The sequence below is a fragment of the Paucisalibacillus globulus DSM 18846 genome, from assembly GCF_000482485.1.
GTDB lineage: Bacteria > Bacillota > Bacilli > Bacillales > Amphibacillaceae > Ornithinibacillus > Ornithinibacillus globulus.
In genome coordinates this window covers 68,392-91,014 of the sequence record NZ_KI519436.1, presented here as the reverse complement: position 1 = coordinate 91,014, position 22,623 = coordinate 68,392, and the positions used below count along the sequence as shown (strand labels likewise).

Below are 22,623 nucleotides of genomic sequence, written 5' to 3'. Positions count from 1 at the left end.
TTAGGTTAGTTGTCTTCAAATATGATATAGTTTTCTAATAATATATTCTATTTTCGTTTAAATTATGATGCAGCTTGTCTGCTATTTGTTATGGAGGAAAGAGATATGACAACCTTAAGAAAAGCAACATTTGCTGGTGGTTGCTTCTGGTGTATGGTAAAACCATTTGATCAGTGGGATGGTGTTCACGCGGTAGTGTCCGGCTACACTGGTGGGCATGTGGAAGATCCTACGTATCAGGATGTAAAAACTGGCACAACTGGGCATTATGAAGCAGTTGAAATTACTTTTGACCCACGCATTATCTCTTATAATGAAATACTAGAAGTTTTCTGGAGACAAATTGACCCAACTGATGCCTTTGGACAATTCCAGGACCGCGGTGACCAATACCGTGCTGCAATTTTCTATCACGATGAAGAGCAGAAATTTCAAGCCGAAGATTCTAAGCTAACATTAGCTGAAAGTGGAAGATTCTCAAAGCCAATTGTTACAGAAGTTTTGGAAGCTGTAACTTTCTATCCAGCTGAAGAATATCATCAGGACTTTTATAAGAAAAGTGAAAAGGAATATAAAGAAGATCGTGCTAAATCTGGCCGTGATGAGTTTATCACGGATAATTGGAAGTAAATTATGGTTAGGAAGCATTCTCGTTTGAGGGTGCTTTTTTTCGTGGGCAAGTTGGTATTGGGTTTGGGTAGATGTTCTGGTTTAGAGGGCTTATGGTTCCAGAGTTTGGGTGCATGTTTTAGGGTTGCGGGCTCATCATTTCGGGGATTGGGCGATGTTCTAGTTTAGCGGACTCATGGTTCCGGAGGTTGGGTGCATGTTCTGGTTTAGCGGGCTCATCATTTCGGAGGTTTGGCGCATGTTCTAGTTTAGCAGGCTTATGGTCCGCGAATTCAGGCGCATGTATAAGAATTGTAGAATCATAGTTTTCCATTCTATTATGCTATTCTTGCAACTACGCTATTCCCCATTTCTCGACAAAGTAGTATAATTACTCTTTGAGTTGCATTATAGAAGGAGTTGTCTTTTTGGCAAATAAAGAATCATTACTTCCATTAAAAATGCTATTATTTAGCTTTCACGCTACAAATACGATTATCTTAAGTTTCTTACCATTATACTTAGCTTATAAAGGTTTAAATGGCACCGAGATTGGTTGGGTTTTAGCAATTGGGCCTTTGGCATCTATCTTTGCACAGCCTTTCTGGGGATATATGAGTGATAAATATAAAACCGTGAAGAAGATCCTGTTAATCTGTGTCATGGGGCTTCTGATTTTTAGTACCATTTTCTTTCAAATGAATACGCTTATTTCGATTATGTGCATGGGGGCTGTATTCTACTTTTTCACCACTCCTATTGGGGGGCTTGGGGACAGCCTTGCCCAGCGTAGAGCAGATGAAACAGGAGTGTCTTTTGGAACAATTCGTACATGGGGATCTGTTGGCTTTTCCGTTTCTTCCCTTATAATAGGATCGATTCTATCAAAATATGGTGTAGAGTATATGATTTGGCCATACTTGTTCTTTGGATTCATTGCTTTGTTAGTTGTCCTACGAGTAAAAGATGTTAAAGTGGAATCTGATCCAGTTAGTTTAAAAGATGTAAATATTTTAATAAAAAATAAGGAATTTGTCTTTTTCCTATTAGCGGTTATCTTTTTATCGGTTGCACATCGCGCAAATGATAGTTTCATTGGCTTATATATTACAGAGCTTGGTGGAAGTGAGGCATTAGTGGGATTAGGTTGGTTTGTCGGCGTTATTACGGAAGCATTAGTTTTTGCTACTGCTGGATTTTGGTTTAAAAAGCTACATCCCCTAATCTTTGTCATGCTTGCTGGTATTCTATATAGCATCCGGTGGATTATTTACGGAACAGCAAACGATCCAATGTTTGTTATTGGATTACAAATTCTACATGGTTTTACATTTGGGGTATTTTATTTGGCGGCACTTGATTATGTCACACGCCTTATTCCTAAATTATTACAATCAACTGGTCATCTTGTATATTATGCTGTTTTCTTTGGAATAAGTGGGATTATTGGTTCTTTAGCAGGTGGAGCTATTATGGATCATTATAGTGGCGGAACATTGTATTATGTAATGGGCTTTGTTTCACTAATCGGTACAGTAGCAATCTTTATTTATCATGTGATATTTTCTAGAAGTCGTGCTGTTGGTCGTTAAAAATTTAATATTAATCCAAAGAAGAGAAGCAAATTAGGCTTCTCTTCTTCTATCCAATCAACTAATGAAGATTAATAAAATTCGTGGCATCATACTTGTTTATTCATTGTTTTAGAGTGTTTTCCTTTTTAGAAAAAAATAAGGAGTAATGTTCCAACAATGAAACAATAATATGTAAAATAAACTAATTTTCCATGTTTCATAATTCCCATGAACCATTTCATTGCGAAATAAGTCATGAAAAGTGTTGCAATAAATGCTGCTAAATATGGAATTGCTAAGTCTGTTTTATTAGGTTCATCTACAAAGTCAGATATGCCGAGTACTACTCCTCCAAGGCTCACTGGTATATACAACATGAACGAAAACCTGAGTGCTGTATCTTGTTTCATTCCGACAGCTACTGCTGATATGATCGTTGCACCTGAACGACTAATTCCCGGTGTTAATGCAACGGCCTGACCTAAACCAACGAGGAATGCATCCTTAGTAGAAATCTCACCTTCACCTTTAGTCCCCTTCATATTGCGAATTAGCCATATCGCAAATCCTGTTACAAAGAGCATGATGGCAATGGTTTCCATTCTGACTTTATCAGCGATAACATCTTTTAATAAAATCCCAAGTACACCCGCAGGTATCGAACCAATGATGATAAAGCAAACAAATCGAAAGTCACTTTTATAACGTGAATCTCTCGTTTTTAAAAAGTTTATTGAATTACTTAGCAGTCTAATAATATCTTGTCTGTAGATAAAAAGTATTGCCAGTAGGGAAGCCGTATTAGTAAGTATAGCAAACGTAAATCCTTGTTCCCCAAGCCCTAAAATCTCACTGGCAATCATTACATGTCCGCTGGATGACACCGGTATAGGTTCTGTAAATCCTTGAACTAATCCAATAATGACCATTTTTATTATCTCTAATATATCTAACGTTTCCATTTTAACCTACCTACCCTAGTTAATTATTTAGAATTACATCCTTTCGAAAATATACCTTAATTGGCATTTCATTTCTACTAAATTATAGTTATTTTTTCTCTCGAGGTAAGAGTAATTAGCAAAGTACTGGGGGTTTCATATAACAGTAGAAAAACTAACACATTCATTTGTCCTATTGCGAATGTGTTAGTTTTTCTAACTTTCTATCTACTTACGAAAACAATCAACAATGCTCTCACCAATTTTTATAATGAAAATGTTACAAAGGCTAGCCATAAAAATAAATAAGTGAAACTCTTTAGTTTACTATCACGGTAATTTATAATAGCTTTTCGATTTCCCTAATCAAGATGGGTATTTTATTTTCAACAACATCCCATAAAATATGATAGTTGATAGAGAAATATCCATGAATCATCATATCTCTCATTCCTGCCATCTTTCTCCATTCAATCATTGAATTTGTTTTTCATATTTCTTCAGGAATGTTCTTTGCCGCTTCTCCAATAACCAATATATTTTTAATAACTGCATCTGATACTAAATAGTTATCTTGAAAATCGTCAAAATTTAGACCCTTGGTATACTCTTCAATTTTCAGTGCAGCTGTATATATATCATTTATAAAGACACTAGGCTCCCTCTGCATACTTAGCGCCCCTTAAAATACTTTGCTTTATCTCTGGTTTTAAATCATCAATAATAACCAAATCTATTTTTGTATAAAAATAATCTTCAAGTTCAAATTTTAAATCCATATAGTTATCAAAAGTTAAAGCATGGTCTTCAAATTCTACTAACAAATCAATATCACTTCTATCCTTCTGCTCATCCCTTGAATAGGAACCAAATAAAGCAATATTCTTCACACCATATTTTTCTTTCCATATTTTTAGATGCTTTGAAAGTTCACTCAGAATTTCTTGTTGCGATAACATAGAGTTCACCGCCATTTTTTAATATTATTTATCTTTAATTATAGCACTCATATAATATATTATTCGCCACTTAGTTCAATTTCCCTTCATAAAAATAGCGAGACCACTAAAAAGTGATCTCGCCATTATTTTTATAAGAAAATAAAATACAATATAAATATAACAAACAAACCATACATTACCGGGTGAACCTCTTTTGCTCTACCTTTTACAAGCATCGTAATTGGGTAGAAAATAAAACCAATTGCAATACCAGTTGCGATACTATACGTTAAAGGCATCATTAAGACCGTTAAGAAAGCTGGAACAGCAATAGCAAAGTCATTCCACTCGATATCTTTTAATACAGTAGCCATCATAACACCAACTATGATTAATGCAGGTGCAGTTACTGACGATGTAACAACACTTAATAATGGTGAGAAGAACAATGCCAATAGGAAGAATCCAGCTGTTACAACGGAAGCAAAGCCAGAACGTGCTCCTACGCCAACACCTGCTGTAGATTCTACAAATGAAGTAGTAGTTGAGGTACCTACCGCTGCACCTACTACAGTTGCTGCTGAGTCAGCAAATAATGCTTTACCTGCACGTGGTAACTTATTGTCCTTCACTAACCCTGCTTGAGAAGCAACAGCTACCAATGTACCAGCAGTATCGAAGAAATCAACGAATAGGAATGTTAAAATAACAACTAGCATTTCCATCGTAAAAATATCTCCAAAATGTGCGAAAGCTGCTCCGAATGTTGGTGCTACACTTGGAACACTAGCTACTAAACCATTAAATTCAGATAATCCAAAAATTAAGCTAGCAATTGCTGTAATTACCATCCCATAGAAAATACCTGCTTTTATTCCTAATGTTAATAAAACAACTGATACAACAAGGCCAAAAATTGCAAGCAATACAGCTGGTGAAGATAAGTCTCCAATACCTAGTAAAGTAGCTTCATTATCCACTACAATACCTGCACTTTGTAGACCAACAAAAGCAATAAATAATCCAATACCAGCACCTACTGCTTTTTTCAATTCAGAAGGTATGGAGTTAATAATTTTTTCACGTAGACCAGTAAGTGTTAATACCATAAAAATAAGTCCAGAAGCTAAAACCCCTGCTAAAGCAGTTTCCCAAGGAACTTCCATAGCTAGCACTACTGAAAAAGCAAAAAATACATTTAATCCCATTCCTGGAGCAAGTGCAATTGGATATTTAGCAATAAGTCCCATAAATAATGTGCCTACGGCTGCAGCAAGTGCAGTTGCAGTAAATACTGCTCCTTTATCCATACCTGTTGCACTTAAAATATCGGGGTTAACAAAAAGAATATAAGCCATAGCTAAGAAAGTTGTTAATCCGCCTATAAACTCTGTACGAAAATTTGTGCCTAACTCTTCAAACTGAAAATACTTCTTCATTTACTTTTCCTCCTAGAAAATAATATAAGTGCAATAAAAAAACATGTATCCCCCTAAATTCAGGGACGACACATGCTTCCACGACCAAGCAAGAAAAGTAATGGACAAAAGCAAACTAATCAAATAGTAAACTATTATCATCTATATTACTAATCTGCGTAGTCAGACCATTTACGGCGGTCTGGTAGAAACTCTGGGCCATATCCCCTAAATTATACGCAATAGCTATTTATTAACTTAACAATGATATATTACTATTTTACTAGTTAGATGTCAACTATATCCGAATATTTTTTTGTTAATATATTTTAATGTTCGTTTTTAAATATTACTTCTTCTTTCTCAAAGGCAATATTTCATTTTTCATTAATTCATCTAAATCCTGATGACAAGTTTTCAATATTTAACTTATAGCATAAAATGTACAATTGTTAAGGCAATGTGTATAAAAAAGCAGGGGAAGAAATTCTACGTAGTTCCGATAATGTGAAGAAAGACAAAATATCACGTTACATTTATTACCAAAAAACAACAATAATAACAATCTCACTCCCGTTTTATAATTTTATCCTGCCATTTTTGATAAATATAAATGATAACTGAGATTACAAACATAAGAATAAATATCCCAAAAGTACCCATGTTTTCTAATTCATAAATTCCGAAATGGATTAATACATTCAGACCAACAAAAGCATAAATGGCATCCACAATAACATTAGAAAGAATATAAACCAAAAAAGACTTATTAAAAGTAAAATGGTAAATCCATATCGTACCAGCAAAAAATATACCATAGGTAAGTGGTATACTTGTGATATGTCCCCAAGGCAGAATAGCCTCTTTTACGGTCCACCAATTAAAAGTAAATGCCATTTCAAATACCATTGTAACTAACAGAGAAGCCAAAATAGAAACGGGCATAAACCGCCTTAGAGACTGTTTGTTAATAAACAACAACGATAACCAGGGTAAAATAAGCATGCTCCATAAGATAATTTGCGCCATTAATATATCTCCTTTTTGAAAAGGTTCATTGAGTATTTTCTCCAAAAACAAGAAATATATTAAGCTAACAATAGATATAAGTGATTTCCTATGTTAATTTTCGCTAAAAATTCATATAACCATTGTTTTAACACAAAAAATGTAGTGCTAATCCCTTGTGAATTAGCACTACACCTATACTGTTATTTTAAGAAATCAGGACTCTCATATGATGGATTAGGATATTTATAAAAACCTTCTCCAGACTCCGTACCCAACTTCCCTTTATCTAAATATTCTTCTTTTAAGTACTTAGCAACCTTTTCAGCATTTTTATCGCCAGCTTCTGCTTTTGCGACAGATAAGTTATAAGGTGTTCGGATACCAACGACATCTAATATCGCAAAAGGACCTCTAGGAGCGCTAGTAGCTACCATCCATGTTTTATCAATTGTTTCTGCATCAGCAATTCCATTGACTAATAAGTTTTGTGCCGCATCTAGTAATGGGACAAGCAGGGAATTTAGGATATATCCTGGTTGTTCCTTGTAGATTGGAAGTGCAACCATGCCGATATTTTTAGCAAATTCTACAACCGAATCGAACACTTTCATATCCGTTCCTTCATGTTTCATAATTTCGGCTGTATTGTTTTTCCATATTTCGTTTGCAAAATGAAGCATTAAGAATTTATTTGAACGTTTTGTTGTTTCAGCAAACTGACTCGGAAGCATAGTTGATGAATTAGATGCAAATACAGTTTTTTCAGGTGCAACTTCTGATAATTTTTTATAGAAATCGATTTTTATTTCTTTTTTTTCTGGTACTGCTTCAATTACCAAATCCGCATCCGCAACAGCTTCCTTCAAATCCGTAGAAAAGTTCATTCTTTTAAATGCATCTTTTACTTCCGTATCGGTTGCATTTAAATCCTGTTTATAGCGTTCTTGCCATCTTTCCATCCGGCCTTTTGCTGCTTCAATAGCCACATTGTTAATGTCATACACTGTTACATTAAAACCTTTAAATGAAACTTGGTAAGCAATCTGACTTCCTAATACACCGCCGCCAGCTACAGTTACATTTTTAAAACCCATCATAATCCTTCTTTCTTTTCTACTTGCCATTTTTTCTTACAAGTTTAGTATATTCCCATTTCCCCTCAAATTACACGAATCTGCCTATCCATATTTATCCATATGATATTAATAGAAACCCTATGCTAATAAAAAAGCTGCCCGAATTGACTAGAGGCAGCTTTTTCAATTATTCCATTCTTTAGAACGTGCAATTATTATTATGTTTACTTTTCTTGAATTTCAATATCTTCCTCTTCTTCCAATGGTTCATCTTCTACAGGTAATTCCGGTTCATCCTCGATAAAGTCTCCTGGGTTAGGAGGTGCTGAAATGTTATTACTTACTTGAATCTCTACTGTATAGGTCATGGATACAAATTCATTAAACTTACTCATACCAACCACTGTCCCTTTCACTTCAGGGGCATAGACATACTTAACAATATACTTAATATTAGCACCTTTTGATTGATATTCATCAAAAAACAATCTCGGCAACTCACCTTCTATTTGCCCACGGAAATCACCCAAATACGGCTTTCCAAGCGAATAAGTTACCGTAACACTCTTATCATCTTTATCGGTTAATTTTGTACCTGCTTCAACAGATTGTGAAATCATTCTTCCATATGAAACATCCGCATGGAATTGCTCCTTCACCCTCACATCTAAATTTGGATAAGCAGTCATGGCTTCCTCCGAAGTAAGTTCCCCAAAATTCGGAACCACCGCAGCTTCACCTACAGATAAAACCACTTTCATCTTATCTCTTTTCGCAATTTTTTCTTCTGCGGGTTCGCTTTGACTAATAATATGTCCTGCTTCGACACTGTCAGAATCCGACTCTTCATAAGTCATCTCAATTTCATTAGATTCTGCCCATTTTTCCACTTCTTCTTTAGGCAATCCTACAAAGTTGGGTATGGTAATATTCTTCTCAAAGACTTCTACCCCTTTTGAATAATAGACGGCAGCACTGTCTCTTCGTTGATATTCTGATTCCTCAATTCCAGTATCCCTGATGGTAAGCTTAATAAATGTACCTTCTTCAACATCGTCACTATACTCTGTGACTAGTTGTAGGTTTTCTGCTTTATTCTCATCAATCCAATTCCTTGCTTCCTCTTGACTCATAACGGAGAAATCCGGAAGAGGAATAATTGCTTCTGGATCTGGACCTAAACTACTAGTTAATTCGAGAGTCTTCCCTTTTCGGATTTTGTCTCCAGCAGATACACTCTGCGAAATAACTTGATTTGCATCATATTCCATATTATATTCTTGCTTTAATTTAACCTCTACATCATTTTCTTCAGCCCAAGCGCGGGCATCTGAAACAGCCTGTCCCACAAAATCTTCAACCTTCACATGGACCAGTGTATAGTAAATGAAGAAAATCAACATACAAGCTAAGATAGAACCTGAAATAATCAGCAACATTTTCCGTCTCTTTTTCCTTCGATAATCCGGATCAATCTCTACATCTTCTTCCCTATCCCGTTGTCTATTGTGACTAAGGGATAGAGATTCTGACTGAAGAGGGATGTCATCAGGATCTGGTTCTGTTTCTTCCATTTCCACAGCAGAAGCTTGCTCTTCTTGCTTTTGCTGTGGTTCTATTTCTTCCTGATTCTCTATATTCTTTTCTTGCTCGTCTACTACTTTTTTGTCTTCTTGCTCATTTAGTAGGTCCTCGTACTTATCTTTATTAAACTTTGATAGAAAATCACTCATAAGAAGCCAGTACACCCTTCTTCAAAAGGAAAGCCTGATCAGACTGCAAGGCAATTTCATTGGAGTGCGTGACCACAATAACACATTTGCCGTGTTCATGTGCCAATTTTTTAAAGATATCAATGATTTCCTGCTCCATCTCTTCATCAAGATTTCCTGTAGGTTCATCGGCAAGTATTAATTCCACATTAGTTGCAAGAGCACGGGCAATAGCCACACGCTGCTGCTCTCCCCCAGAAAGCTTATTAACAGGACGATCTGCTTTATTTTTAACAATGCCGATGTAATCTAATAGATTATAGGCTACTGTCTTTGAATCCTCTGGAAGTTCATTTTCCGTAATAGACATGGGAATCAGTACATTTTCCACTGCTGTAAAGGTCGGTATTAAATTATAGTTTTGAAAGATAATCCCGATATTATTACGGCGATACTTTTCATAGCCAATTTTCTTAATGTCTTCTTGATTAAATAATACCTCTCCGCTATGCGGAGAATCCAAGGCACTGAGTAGCGATAACAAGGTGGTTTTCCCAGAACCAGATTGCCCTAAGATCGTATAAAATTTCCCCTTCTCAAAAGAGACAGATGTATCCTTTAAAATATAACGTCGTTGCTCGCCATCTTGATAATAATAGTTTAAATCTTTCGCTTCTAGTATCATAATTTCCCCCCTCAGGTTACATCAGTATTTTCTTCGGATTTAGTCTTACAATATAAACTAGCGGAATAACCGTTGAAATTAAAATCGTTAACAGACCAATTCCATAGAATACTAGAATATAGCTTGAGTTAAGACTTACCTCATAAGAATCCATGACATCATCTGTTGTTAAATTTATTTGGAGCTCACTATAATAATAAACGTCTTCATTAGAAGTATTATTGTCCGCTTTCATCATCGTATCAGAAACCTGGCTAGCTATGAAGTTTCCGCTGAATAAAGATAAAGTTATACCAATAAACGCAACAACCATTACTTCGATTAGTATTTGCCCAACAACACGGCCCCTACTTTCTCCTAAGGATAAGTAAATACCCAATTCACGTTTTCTATCCCGTAAGAATAGTAACACTACTAAACCAGTAATCAACACCGTTGCAATTACCGCTGCTATAAGAACATATTTCGATAGTTTAGACATGGACTCCATCGGCCCTGCAATACTATCATATTGATCGGTAGCACTGACTACAGTATAATAATCCGGCAACAACGGAAGTACCTCTTCCTCAAATGCTTCACTATCTTCCGGACTGTTTAAAACAAACATTGGAGTGTAATATTCAAAAGATGCCTCTTCCTCCCCTTCCATCATTTCTGCATATTCTTCATCTGTCTTCATGTATTCTTCAAACTGATATTTATTTTCATTGAGCACAATCTCATTTGGAACATAGACTGTATTTTGATAGTCCATATCCATCCAATCCATCATTCCACCATCCGAAGCTGTCTCTGCATCTTCTTTAATAAATTGCGATTCGAACAATCCAATGACTTCCAATACGACATCACGTGAAGCAGCTATGTCTTCTTCACCTGTCTCTTCGTCATATGTATAAACCACATTGACAAACGTAAAGGTATCTCCAACATTAAGATTATTTTTTTCTGCTAATTTTTTTGAAATAACTGCAACAGAGGTTCCATTATCCACTTCTTCTTGGGTAAAAACGCGACCATCAACTAATTTACCCTTCTGTTCTTCAAAATCAAGAACTGGCGCATAGTTAATTCCTTTTAGTGTAAAATCCATGCTCGGTCCCTCGTGAATAAAATCCTCTTCCATTTCACCCCGGTAAGCCTCCAAGCTCTCTGAGCCTAACATTGTAGATACAGAATAATCATAATACTTCACATAGGAAAGCCCACCGATTTGTTTAATCAGATCTACACCTATGTTTTCAAGCTCTACATTCATCATTTCTTCTTCACTTAACTTATCGTATTCTTCCCAATCAAGTTCAAGTGTCGCAGCAGCCCCAAGCCTTTCTTTAACACTTTTCTCCACGTTACTAGTTGCTTGTTGAATAGAAATCGCGCCAGATATAAGGCTTCCTAAAATCAAAATTACTGCTAATAAAATTAATGATTTTCCTTTTTTCCTTGTAATCCCTAAAAATCCTCTTTTAATAAAATTCATTACAAACCCCCTCATTGAAAACTCTTCACATTTTTATTTTTCAAATATCTATATCTAAACTGTATTATATTCGTAATACACCAGAAAGACAATACCATTTGCAAAATATTTCCATGATTTTTCCGTATGTTGCTTTAATTGTAATTAAAGGGGGTAGCAATGCTGTATTCCAATCTCAAAAATAATGAAGCTCTATATTGTATATGGATGTTTAGAGTATTAAGTCATGCATCAAAAAAACCTTAGAAGTCCTTTAAATAAAGGATTCTAAGGTTTTTGTTGTTATTCCCACTCAATCGTTGCAGGTGGCTTGCTCGTAATATCATACACTACCCTATTTATATGAGCTACTTCATTTACAATACGCGTCGATACTTTTTCAAGTACATCAAATGGAATACGTGCCCAGTCGGATGTCATTCCATCAATGGAAGTTACTGCACGAATACCAATCGTGTAATCATACGTACGGGTATCACCCATCACACCTACACTTCGGATATTAGGAAGGACCGTGAAGTATTGCCAAATATCACGTTCTAATCCTGCATTAGCAATTTCTTCCCGTAAAATAGCATCGGATTCACGAACAATTTCTAGTTTTTCTTCCGTAACTTCCCCTAATACACGAATAGCAAGACCAGGACCTGGGAATGGTTGGCGCCATACAATACGATCCGGTAATCCTAATTGTGTACCAAGCTCACGAACTTCATCTTTAAATAATGTATTCAATGGCTCAATTAGTTCAAATTGCATATCCTCAGGAAGGCCACCGACATTATGATGGGATTTTATAGTTTGTGCTGTTTCTGTACCACTTTCAATAATATCTGTATAAAGTGTGCCTTGTGCTAAGAAATCCATATTTTTAAGCTTTGCCGCTTCATCATCAAACACATAAATAAATTCATTACCAATAATTTTACGTTTTTGTTCTGGGTCATCTACACCTTTTAATTTCCCTAAAAAGCGCTCTGAGGCATCAACCTTAATAATGTTCATATGGAAATCATCAGCGAATACCTTCATTACATCATCTGCTTCATTCTTACGTAACAGTCCATGATCAACAAATATACAAGTTAGCTGATCACCAATTGCTTTATGGATTAAAGCTGCAACAACAGAAGAGTCAACACCACCACTTAATGCACAAAGCACATTACGGTCGCCAACCTTTTCCTTTATCGTAGCAACTTCTTGATCGATGAAATTCTCAATTGTCCAATCGCCTTTTGCCCCGCAAACATCGAAAACAAAATTACGTAAAAGCTGATTACCATATTCAGAATGGCGTACTTCCGGGTGAAATTGAACCCCATACATTTCCTTTTCTTTATTACTAAATGCTGCTACCGGTGTTGATGAGCTTGTTGCGTCCACTGTGAATTCTGCAGGGGCTTCGACCACTTTATCTCCATGACTCATCCACACCGTTTGCTCGTCTGGTGATTCATTGAATAATGTTGTGTTATTTTGTAGTGAAATCGTAGCTTTTCCATATTCTCGGTTCTTTGACTTGTCCACTTTACCATCAAAGTGTAGAGCCATTAACTGCATACCGTAGCAGATTCCAAGTACAGGGATTCCCAGATCAAAAATAGCCTCATCAGGTCGGAAACTATTTTCGTCATAAACAGAGTGCGGACCACCAGAAAGAATGATTCCCCTTGGATTCATCGCTTTAATTTGTTCCACTGTTAATTTATGAGAATGAAGTTCACTATAAACGCCAAACTCCCGAATTCTTCTGGTGATTAATTGATTGTATTGACTACCGAAATCTAGTACTAGAATCATTTCATTATCCATTGTTATTCTCCCCATCTATGTTTAATAATTACGTAAAAACCTTTGATACGTCCAAATTGAACTGTGCTATTAGACAAAATATACGGAAAATCCTTGAAACAGTCTTTTAGAACCGTTCTATTAGACAGAGTATCCAAATAATCATCAATTCTGTCCTTTAGAAGCATTCTATTAGACAGAGTATCCAAATAATCATCAATTCTGTCCTTTAGAAGCATTCTATTAGACAGAGTATCCAGATAATCACCGAATCTGTCCTTTAGAAGCGTTCTATTAGACAGAGTATCCAAATAATCACCGAATCTGTCCTTTAGAAACGTTCTATTAGACAGAGTATCCAGATAATCACCGAATCTGTCCTTTAGAAACGTTCTATTAGACAGAGTATCCAGATAATCACCGAATCTGTCCTTTAGAAGCGTTCTATTAGACAGAGTATCCAAATAATCACCGAATCTGTCCTTTAGAAACGTTCTATTAGACAGAGTATCCAGATAATCACCGAATCTGTCCTTTAGAAGCATTCCATAGCTACTGAGCCTAATTTCAAAAACTATACAAAAAAACCTGGATTCCACCCTCAATTTATACAATGCAAAGACACAGAATATAAATAAAAAAAGGCAGAAATCCAGATTTATATAATCTAGATATTCCGCCTTCATAGTCAGGGTATTTACGGTACCCCGGTAGAGACTTTCGAACCGTATTATCGAGGATATACGAAAGCGTTAGAGTATTAAAAGTTAAACCTATTTTACTAACGTTAGGAAGCTTACGTCAACCCAATATCCTTTTAATTAAATTTTTCCATAAATTCGACATCTCTTCATCAACTATATTTGTTACACCATTTTGGTAAATTAGTCTCTCATAATTTGCTGTTAATCTTCCCATTTCATTTGAACCATACCAGTTATCAATTCGATTTGCATATTCCCTTAATGTCTGGTCAGGGTCTTTTTCAAATCCTTTATTTTTTAACACTTTTAGAATATAGTGGTATGCATCCTGATAGGTTGCAGCATCTCTTCGTTTTCGCATTCTTCTTTCTAAGAAGTAGATACGTAACTGGTGTCTTTTCCAAATCAATAAACCAATTAAACCAAGGAAAATTACAGCTAGAATGATTCCGTGTGTCATCGTGATTTGAAACTTACCATTATTTTCACCTACACTAGGATTAAATGCCTCTTCTACATCTTTTTCTGGTCTCTCAAATTCTTGTTCTGGCATTTCTGGTGCTTCCGGAGCCTCTAACACATCATCTTCTTCCTGAGTATCAATTGCGTAATTGTTAGGCGCATCAAACCCTTGTGTTGGTTCAAATGGTATCCAACCAACACCTTCAAAGTACACTTCAACCCATGAATGTGCATTGGCATTGGTCACTTGATACACATCGTCGCCATCTTCATTTACGCTTTCATCAATCTTTTCCCCACTGGTAAATCCTTTGACCCATCTCGCAGGAATGTCTAAGCTACGGAGCATGACGACCATAGAAGTGGAGAAATTGTCACAATAACCAGCTTTTGTATCAAATAAGAATTGATCGACATAATCCTGGTCTTCTGTCGGAACCGGAACATTCTCAATCTGATAAACATAACCATTTCCGCTAAAATAACGTTCAATGGCACGTACTTTATCATACTGACTTTCATGAACAGCCGTAATTTCCTGAGCTAATTCCCCAACCCTTTCAGGAAGAGAAGAAGGTAATCGGGTATAATTTCTAACTAACTCTTCATCTTCAGGTGTACTACTTTTTTGCATCATATCAATGGAATAGGATGGACTGTCGTAGTAAATCTTATAACCTGATAGATTTGCTGCATCATGGTCTACTTCAGTTCGTATTTCACCATTTGTCTCATTTAACATTAGAGATACATCCTCACTTGGAGGAACAACTCGTCTTGTTCCATAAGGATATATTAGCTTAGGTATATTAGCCCTATCATCAAAAGTTAACATTAGCTCAGAAGTTTCTGATTCAACTACCTTAGAAAAAGTTTCATAAGTGATATTCGCATCCACTTGCTCTACATATTCACTTTCTTCTGAGTTAACCCATCCCTTACCAGTATAATAATCCTTTGACTCTACTCGGAAATAATTTTCTTCTTTCATAAATGCTTTAAATACAGGTGTATAATCTTGAACAAAGGATCCACCTAATGTAGAATCATTTTCACCGTATCCAACCTTTTGTATAACCCCTCCCGTTCCAATTCCATTACCATTTACCGCACTTTCAAAAAATGGAACAGGATCTGGCCACTGTGGGTCTAACTTCGGTGCAGCATATCCAACAACAGTGGAAAATAACACAATTCCTACTAAGGGAACGATCCACAATGGTCTTGTACTTAATCGATAGGCTTGAAGACTTTCATTCTGAATTTCTTTTAAAACGTTAGCAATTCCCAAAGCTAAGAACGCAATAATAAACGTACGGAAAATGGCCCAATCAGAATTATAAACAGTAAAGGTATCTAATAGCGTAATATAGATAAAGGTTAAAACACTGAATATCATGACTCGCTTAATTTGAACGAACCAATAATAGATCAAATAACTCATTAACCAAATAATGATTAAAAACAATAGCGTTCGAAACATATTCGATAAATCAAACCATTGTCTGTCAAGTAATGCCTGTAGGTTAAAAGAAAAATCAGCAAGCAGCTCCGTAAACCAATGAATACTCCAAAAACTATAGGAGGAATATAATCCATTCAGAATAAAGAATACACCAAACCCTTTTAAGATTAGAGAAAGCCACCACTTCACCTGCAGTACGCTAATAAAAAAACAAAAAATCGTATAAATCACAAAGATTCCAATATAAGTAGTATCCGTTACTTGATCAACCGGATATAGCCACTCCAAAAATAATAAAAGACCAGCGATATATAATATTGAGGTGTAGATAAAAGTTATATTCGTTTTACTTTTCCTACTCATAATGTGTTCACCTCAAGTTTATCCATAACTAGTTCTTTTTCTGTTAAGATACAATTCCCAATACCTTCATTGCGAAGTCCATGAATAACCCTGTGATCCTCAGCTGAAATTCGATTAGCAGCTTGGATAAATATAATCATTAGCTTTTTTTCACGTAACCTTACATGTTGAAGTGATTCTTTCAATTCCTCATCAAGATGTGTCGTTATTAACACAACGTAAAAGCTATGTTGTACTTTAAGCATCTCTTCCTTTAGTTTTCGGGAAAATTTGTACCTTCCACTTGGTTGTACTTGTGTTAAATGCTTACGAATCCATTCCATTTTTGTTGGATCATGCTTAACAGGAAAGAAAACCGTATCTTCACCAATGGATAAAAATCCAACTTGTGAAGCTTGCTTTCTTATTGTCTCCATCAAGGAAATCCCCATCTCAACTGTAGCTTCATAGGCTAATAGATTCATCCCATCAAAGTAACAGTTATCTAGAATAATAAGGGTATCGGTACTTTTTTCTTGTTCGAATTCTTTGGTCATCACATCATTTTTCTTTGCTGTTTGTTTCCAATCAATCCAAGAAAACTTATCCCCTGGCATATATTCGCGAACTCCCGTCGCAACATTCGTATTCTTCAAGTTCATTGCAAATGAAGAAATGGACCCCTGTTCATAGCTATTCATTTTTTCTACCAAATGAATAGACCTTTCCACTGGATAAACAATTAACTCACTTCCTGCAGAATAAACATGAACCTTTTTGATAAGCCCAAATATATCACCTGTTTTCATTCGAATAGCAGGGATGATATGTTTTCCCCTTGGAAGCTGGTCAAGTTCATAAGAAATCTCAAATCTTCTTTTAAACCAAGGGAATATCATCTTTTTTACATTGCGGCTTTTATAAAGCTTATTCGGTTGATCTAGATACTGATATTTGGCCTGTCTTGAGTCAACACGATTCAATGTTTCTGGAAAAACTTCATCTACAATACAATAATATATCGGAAAAGGAATTCTACGATTTACTTGAATAGAAACCCTTACCTTGTCACCTGTTGCAACGACATGTTTTTGCAGCCTTCTCTCTACTTTCCACTTTGAAATTGGATATAAGGAAAATCCTAATAGGTATAGAAAGATTGGCAGGAAACTATAAAATAAAAACCAGCTTGTAAATCCACCTTGAAACATGGCATAGGAAAAAAGTATTGCAAATAGTAGTAAGACAAAAATAACATTACGTACAAAACGGAACGTCTTCATAAGACTCTAAAATTCCTTTCGAATTGGTACAAATGTTTGTTTAACTACCTGCTCCACGATTTGTTTTGCTGTTTTACCATCATATTTTGCCTCACTAGTGAGAATGATTCGATGTGTTAATACAAACGGAGCTAAATATTTCACATCATCCGGAAGCACAAAATCACGTCCCTTAATATAGGCAAAGGCCTTTGCAGCTTTCATTAATGCAATGGAACCACGTGGGCTAACTCCTAAGAAAATAGATTCATGATTTCTTGTTTCTCTAACTAGATTAACAATATATTGCTGTACATTTTTTTCTATATAAACATTTCGAACTTCCTTTTGGATTAACACTAACTCTTCTTTAGTCATGACTGATGAAAGGCTTTCGATGGGGTGTTCTTTAGATGTTCTCTCTAGCATTTCCAATTCATCTGCTAATGATGGATATCCCATCGTTAGTTTTAAAATAAATCGGTCAAGCTGAGCTTCTGGTAGTGGATATGTTCCTTCATATTCAATCGGGTTTTGAGTAGCCATTACAAAAAAGGGTTTCTGAAGAGGAATCGTATCTCCATCAACCGTTACACTTTTCTCTTCCATTCCCTCTAGTAAAGCTGATTGTGTCTTTGGTGAAGTTCGGTTGATTTCATCCGCTAACACGATATTTCCAAAGATTGGGCCACCACGGAATTCAAATTCCATCTCTTTCGGATTATAAATAGAAACACCAGTTACATCAGAAGGTAAAAGATCTGGGGTAAATTGGATTCTCTTAAAATCACAATCTAATGATTTAGCAAGTGTGCGTACTAACATTGTCTTACCGACACCAGGGACATCCTCTAATAAAACGTGCCCTTCAGCAAGTAATGCAACCAAACTTAATATAGCGACGTCTTCTTTTCCAATCATTACTTTATTAATATTATCAATTACACTTGAAATCTTTTCATTATAAACCATTGTCTCCTGCATCTACTTACGCCCCTCCGCTTAAATTACTATTACTCTTTAACTATACTAAAATTATACCATTTAGTAAAAGGTTACTTAATATACATTATTTTCTTATAATTCATCTTTTAAACTTATAAAATGGCATTATTTTACCATACTTTTGATGCTGTTTTAACTATATACACGTTTTCAGGGACGTCCTAAACATGATTAGGGAAAGTAATATGATTTTATTAAAAAGTAATTATGATCGAAAAGTTGATGATAAAAAAGGACAGCCGCCCATTGTTATAGAGCATCTGTCCAATTCACTAGTTAAATACGAGGAGCTTGTCCCTCTGTAATAAACTCTTTTAAGTAAGGATTCTTCATAATATCAATCCAAAGGGAAGACTGTTCCAGCTGGTAAGCCAACTGAAGTAAACGATGTTCTTCGCCTTTAGATGCCATGACTTGTACACCTAAAGGTAGGCCATGTTCTGATAAGTATACTGGTAACGATACTGCTGGTTGCCCTGTTAAATTAGCTAATTGAGTGAACGGTGTATACGTTAGACTTGGCAAGAACATTTCATAAATTAAATCTTGTTGCCCCTGCTTATCCAACTTCTCTACTCGTTCGCGAAGCTCTAATTGACTTTCCTCAGAATGAGTTAATTCACCAACTTTTGGAGCTGTATAAGCTGTCGCTGGTGTTATATAGAAGTCATACTCTTGATGTAACATAGCCATTTGTTCTGCCGCAGTGTCCCATGAAGAAAGACTTGTTGTAAATTCTGCAGCTGTTACAGACCTACCCGCTACATTTAATAACCATGACTCAATTTCCATATCATCCGCAGTCATTTTCCTTCCAAATGCCGCTTCCAATCCCACTATTACAGAGGACATTTCTCCACTATTCATTAAATAATAGTTCCGCATTAGCTGGGTACCATCAACACCATTACTTTTTTCTTCCACATGATGTCCCGCATCCTCTAACCAAGAAATGACTTGCATGACAGCACGTTTTGCATCCTCTGAAACTGGAGTTCCTACAGGCGATTCCGTTGTAAAGGCAATTCTCAACGGTTTTTCAAATGGCTGATTCATTTCCTCTGCATAGCTAGCTTGAAAAGGCGGTACCTGAAATGCTGCTTCCGGTTGCACAACTTGTAAAATATCCATTAATGCTGCACTGTCTCGAACCGTTCTAGACAATGCAAAGTCAATCGATGCGCCTTGCCATTGACGACCAACTCCCGGTCCAACAGGTGTACGTCCTCTAGTTGGTTTTAAGCCAAATAAACTTGAAAATGATGCTGGAATACGAATAGAACCTCCACCATCACTAGCACCTGCCATTGGCACAACTCCGGCAGCAATTGCAGCTGCAGTACCACCACTTGACCCACCTGGGGAGTGATTTATATTCCACGGATTTCTTGATGGTCCATACAGTACTGGTTCAGAAATATTTTTCAAACCAAACTCAGGTGTATTGGTATGACCAAGAAATAAAAATCCAGTCTGCTCTAGCTTATTTACTAAATTAGAACTCCGTTTAGCGAAATTGGAACGTAATAATCTTGAGCCAGATGTAATCGGCTCACCCTTTAATGCTTGTGATATGTTTTTGAGCAAGAAGGGAACTCCTGCATAACCAGTCTCCCCTACTTTAATATTCTCAGCTTCTTGTAAAGCCTTCTCTTTCCGGTCATGAATGACGGCATTTAAAGTTGGATTAACCTTTTCCAGTTGGTCATAGCTTAAGGAAACTAACTCCTTTGGTGTTACTTCTTTTTTCTTAACTAAATCAGCCATTTCTGTTGCATCAAATGTTACAAAAGTACGCAGATCCATCTTCACACCTCATATTCCTATATTGTCCAATTCTAATACCAAACTCAGTTTACCATGTTAAAAATAAAAGTCCATTTACAAGCCTAATCTCCTATCCCTCTACTTAAGACTCTAATGTACAAGCCCCATTTCCTATTTAAGTATGAATAATATAAAACGACCTATCATACTATGTTATGAATATAATTCATTCCTAAAATCAATAGAAAATGGAGTGTCCGTTATGAAAAAGCCCCCCCTTCTATCTGTTAATCAATTAAAAACTCACTTTTATTTAGATAAAAATAGAGTCGCGAAAGCTGTTGATGGTGTTTCCTTTACCGTATCACCCGGTGAAACAGTCGCAATTGTTGGTGAATCTGGCAGTGGAAAAAGTATAACCGCTTTATCTATCATGCAATTAATTGAAAAACCAGGAAAAGTCGTAGAGGGAAGTATACATTTACATGATAAGGAAATTTCCAATCTACCCTCTAAACAAATGACAAAACTTAGAGGAAATGAGATTGCCATGATTTTTCAGGAACCCATGACAGCATTAAACCCTGTTTTTACTATCGGCAATCAAATTGTAGAGATGCTCCGTAAACATAGAAAGATGGAAAAGAAACAAGCAAAAATTGAAGCTATTAACCTATTAAAAACAGTTGGAATATCTAGGGCAGAGGAAGTAGTTAATGAATACCCCCACCAGCTTTCTGGTGGAATGCGTCAACGCGCTATGATTGCCATGGCAATTTCCTGCAATCCGAAGCTACTTATTGCCGATGAGCCAACAACAGCATTAGATGTCACCATCCAAGCACAAATTCTTGATTTGATGGTTGAGATGAAAGAAAAATTTAATATGGCACTACTACTAATCACCCACGACCTTGGGGTTGTATCAGAATATGCAGACCGAATTATTGTCATGTATGGAGGGCAAGTAGTGGAAGAAGCTAAAGCGAAGGAATTACTCCGCACTACGGAACACCCTTATACAAAAGGACTACTTGAGAGCTTACCAAATCTTAAAGAAGATGTTGACCGTCTAGGAACAATTAAAGGTACTGTTCCTCCAGCATATGACCTTCCTAGTGGTTGTCGCTTTTATGATCGTTGCCCGTTTGCGATGGAAAAATGTAAGCAAACAAATCCACCTCTTTATCAAATTAATGATAATCATACTGTTCGCTGCTATCTTCATGAAAAGGAGGACATAAAATGACTAGACTCGTACAAAAAAAAGCAAAAGAGAATACACTCCTAGACGTTCACCATATAAAAAAATATTTTCCAATTAAAGGAGGGATTTTAAAACGAACAGTTGCCCATTTAAAAGCTGTAGATGATATTTCTTTTTCAGTTTATAAAGGAGAAACATTAGGAATTGTTGGTGAATCAGGTTCTGGAAAATCAACATTAGGCCGCGTTATTTTACGTTTACTTGATCCAACGGAAGGTGAAATTTATTTTAATGGAGATGAAATCTCCAAATTGAAACAAAGGCAAGTAAGACCTTATAGACGTGATATGCAGATGGTTTTCCAGGATCCATTTGGTTCTCTCAATTCGAAGATGAGTGTGGCTGAATTAATCGAGGAGCCACTACTTGTGCAAACAAATCTTTCAAAAAAAGATCGAAAAGAAAAAGCTGTTGCAATTATGGAGCATGTTGGACTACGGGCTGGTGATCGACTTAAGTATCCACATGAATTTTCCGGGGGGCAAAGGCAACGGATTAGTATCGCAAGGGCGTTGATCATCAACCCGCAGTTAGTTATTTGTGATGAACCTGTATCGGCATTAGATGTTTCCATACAAGCACAAGTACTAAATTTAATGAAGGATCTACAAGACGAACTTTCCTTAACCTATATTTTTATTGCTCATGACTTAAGCGTTGTCAAACATATCAGTGACCGAATCGCCGTCATGTATCTTGGACGCATTGTTGAAATTGCTCCAAAAAAGGCGCTATATGAAAATGCCCTACACCCATATACACAAGGTCTACTAGCCTCCATTCCGATAATCGATATAGAGGATAACAAGCAAGAACGAGAAAAAATTCGCATAACAGGAGATTTACCAAGTCCGGTTAATCCACCAACAGGCTGTCCATTCCGTACTAGATGCCCTTTGGTACATGACCGGTGTTCTGTTGAAAGGCCTGAACTTAAGAGGCCTGAAAATGATGAGCATCTTGTAGCTTGTCATTTATATACTTAACTCTGTACGAGTTTTTGGCTGATATTTTCACGGAATGGCCGATATTCCTGCGCTACGGCGGATATTTTCTTTTTTCGGCTGATATTCCTGCGCTACGGCGGATATTTTCTTTTTCTGGC

18 protein-coding genes, 1 pseudogene and 2 riboswitches are annotated in these 22,623 nt (G+C 36.2%); of the genes and pseudogenes, 4 read left to right on the top strand and 15 right to left on the bottom strand.

Features of this window, described 5'->3' with window-relative positions; all coding sequences use genetic code 11:
- The first annotated feature begins 105 nt into the window (after positions 1–105).
- Entirely contained in the window at positions 106–630 is a 525-nt protein-coding gene (gene msrA, locus K332_RS0114255) for a peptide-methionine (S)-S-oxide reductase MsrA (protein WP_156914208.1), read from the top strand.
- A gap of 407 nt (positions 631–1,037) precedes the next feature.
- Positions 1,038–2,201, top strand: coding sequence for an MFS transporter (locus K332_RS0114245; protein WP_026908064.1), 1,164 nt, complete (start codon positions 1,038–1,040; stop codon positions 2,199–2,201).
- Between the two features lie 128 nt (positions 2,202–2,329).
- On the opposite strand, the gene K332_RS0114240 is transcribed toward K332_RS0114245, so the two are convergent.
- From K332_RS0114240 to K332_RS0114170, 15 genes and pseudogenes are all read right to left on the bottom strand, one after another.
- Entirely contained in the window at positions 2,330–3,145 is an 816-nt protein-coding gene (locus K332_RS0114240) for an undecaprenyl-diphosphate phosphatase (RefSeq protein ID WP_026908063.1), read from the bottom strand.
- 319 nt (positions 3,146–3,464) lie between these two features.
- Positions 3,465–3,794: pseudogene (locus K332_RS22595) on the bottom strand (HepT-like ribonuclease domain-containing protein).
- The gene (locus K332_RS0114230; protein ID WP_026908062.1) at positions 3,778–4,083 is read right to left on the bottom strand and encodes a nucleotidyltransferase family protein; all 306 of its coding nucleotides are present in this window, start codon (positions 4,081–4,083) and stop codon (positions 3,778–3,780) included. The pseudogene K332_RS22595 and the gene K332_RS0114230 overlap by 17 nt, the downstream one beginning before the upstream one ends.
- A gap of 131 nt (positions 4,084–4,214) precedes the next feature.
- Positions 4,215–5,504, bottom strand: coding sequence for an NCS2 family permease (locus K332_RS0114225; protein ID WP_026908061.1), 1,290 nt, complete (start codon positions 5,502–5,504; stop codon positions 4,215–4,217).
- Positions 5,505–5,643: 139 nt separating this feature from the next.
- A riboswitch (purine riboswitch) is annotated at positions 5,644–5,744 on the bottom strand.
- A 306-nt stretch (positions 5,745–6,050) separates the two neighbouring features.
- Positions 6,051–6,512 (bottom strand): hypothetical protein, encoded by a 462-nt coding sequence (locus K332_RS0114220; RefSeq protein WP_026908060.1) that lies wholly within the window; start codon positions 6,510–6,512, stop codon positions 6,051–6,053.
- Positions 6,513–6,694: 182 nt separating this feature from the next.
- The gene (locus K332_RS0114215) at positions 6,695–7,588 is read right to left on the bottom strand and encodes a 3-hydroxyacyl-CoA dehydrogenase (protein WP_026908059.1); all 894 of its coding nucleotides are present in this window, start codon (positions 7,586–7,588) and stop codon (positions 6,695–6,697) included.
- A 206-nt stretch (positions 7,589–7,794) separates the two neighbouring features.
- The gene (locus K332_RS0114210) at positions 7,795–9,303 is read right to left on the bottom strand and encodes a PASTA domain-containing protein (protein ID WP_026908058.1); all 1,509 of its coding nucleotides are present in this window, start codon (positions 9,301–9,303) and stop codon (positions 7,795–7,797) included.
- Complete coding sequence (locus K332_RS0114205; RefSeq protein ID WP_211237420.1) at positions 9,296–9,967, bottom strand: ABC transporter ATP-binding protein; 672 nt, start codon at positions 9,965–9,967, stop codon at positions 9,296–9,298. The genes K332_RS0114210 and K332_RS0114205 overlap by 8 nt, the downstream gene beginning before the upstream one ends.
- Positions 9,968–9,983: 16 nt before the next feature.
- Entirely contained in the window at positions 9,984–11,450 is a 1,467-nt protein-coding gene (locus tag K332_RS0114200; RefSeq protein WP_026908056.1) for an ABC transporter permease, read from the bottom strand.
- A 282-nt stretch (positions 11,451–11,732) separates the two neighbouring features.
- A complete protein-coding gene (gene guaA, locus K332_RS0114195) occupies positions 11,733–13,265 on the bottom strand; it encodes a glutamine-hydrolyzing GMP synthase (RefSeq protein WP_036689026.1) in 1,533 nt (510 codons plus the stop codon).
- Positions 13,266–13,267: 2 nt separating this feature from the next.
- Positions 13,268–13,789 (bottom strand): hypothetical protein, encoded by a 522-nt coding sequence (locus K332_RS24000; RefSeq protein WP_156914207.1) that lies wholly within the window; start codon positions 13,787–13,789, stop codon positions 13,268–13,270.
- Positions 13,790–13,909: 120 nt separating this feature from the next.
- A riboswitch (purine riboswitch) is annotated at positions 13,910–14,011 on the bottom strand.
- 34 nt (positions 14,012–14,045) lie between these two features.
- Positions 14,046–16,238: a transglutaminase domain-containing protein gene (locus K332_RS0114185; protein WP_026908053.1), complete on the bottom strand. Its 2,193-nt coding sequence runs from the start codon at positions 16,236–16,238 to the stop codon at positions 14,046–14,048.
- On the bottom strand, positions 16,235–17,500 hold the full coding sequence (locus tag K332_RS0114180) for a DUF58 domain-containing protein (RefSeq protein ID WP_036689024.1): 1,266 nt from the start codon (positions 17,498–17,500) through the stop codon (positions 16,235–16,237). Before K332_RS0114180 ends, K332_RS0114185 begins: the two co-directional genes overlap by 4 nt.
- A 6-nt stretch (positions 17,501–17,506) precedes the next feature.
- A complete protein-coding gene (locus K332_RS0114175) occupies positions 17,507–18,463 on the bottom strand; it encodes an AAA family ATPase (protein ID WP_026908051.1) in 957 nt (318 codons plus the stop codon).
- A 297-nt stretch (positions 18,464–18,760) separates the two neighbouring features.
- Positions 18,761–20,290, bottom strand: coding sequence for an amidase (locus K332_RS0114170; protein ID WP_026908050.1), 1,530 nt, complete (start codon positions 20,288–20,290; stop codon positions 18,761–18,763).
- A gap of 223 nt (positions 20,291–20,513) precedes the next feature.
- Between K332_RS0114170 and K332_RS0114165 the strand changes: the two genes are divergently transcribed.
- Entirely contained in the window at positions 20,514–21,500 is a 987-nt protein-coding gene (locus tag K332_RS0114165) for an ABC transporter ATP-binding protein (RefSeq protein WP_026908049.1), read from the top strand.
- Complete coding sequence (locus K332_RS0114160; RefSeq protein WP_026908048.1) at positions 21,497–22,504, top strand: ABC transporter ATP-binding protein; 1,008 nt, start codon at positions 21,497–21,499, stop codon at positions 22,502–22,504. The genes K332_RS0114165 and K332_RS0114160 overlap by 4 nt, the downstream gene beginning before the upstream one ends.
- The last annotated feature ends 119 nt before the right edge of the window (positions 22,505–22,623 follow it).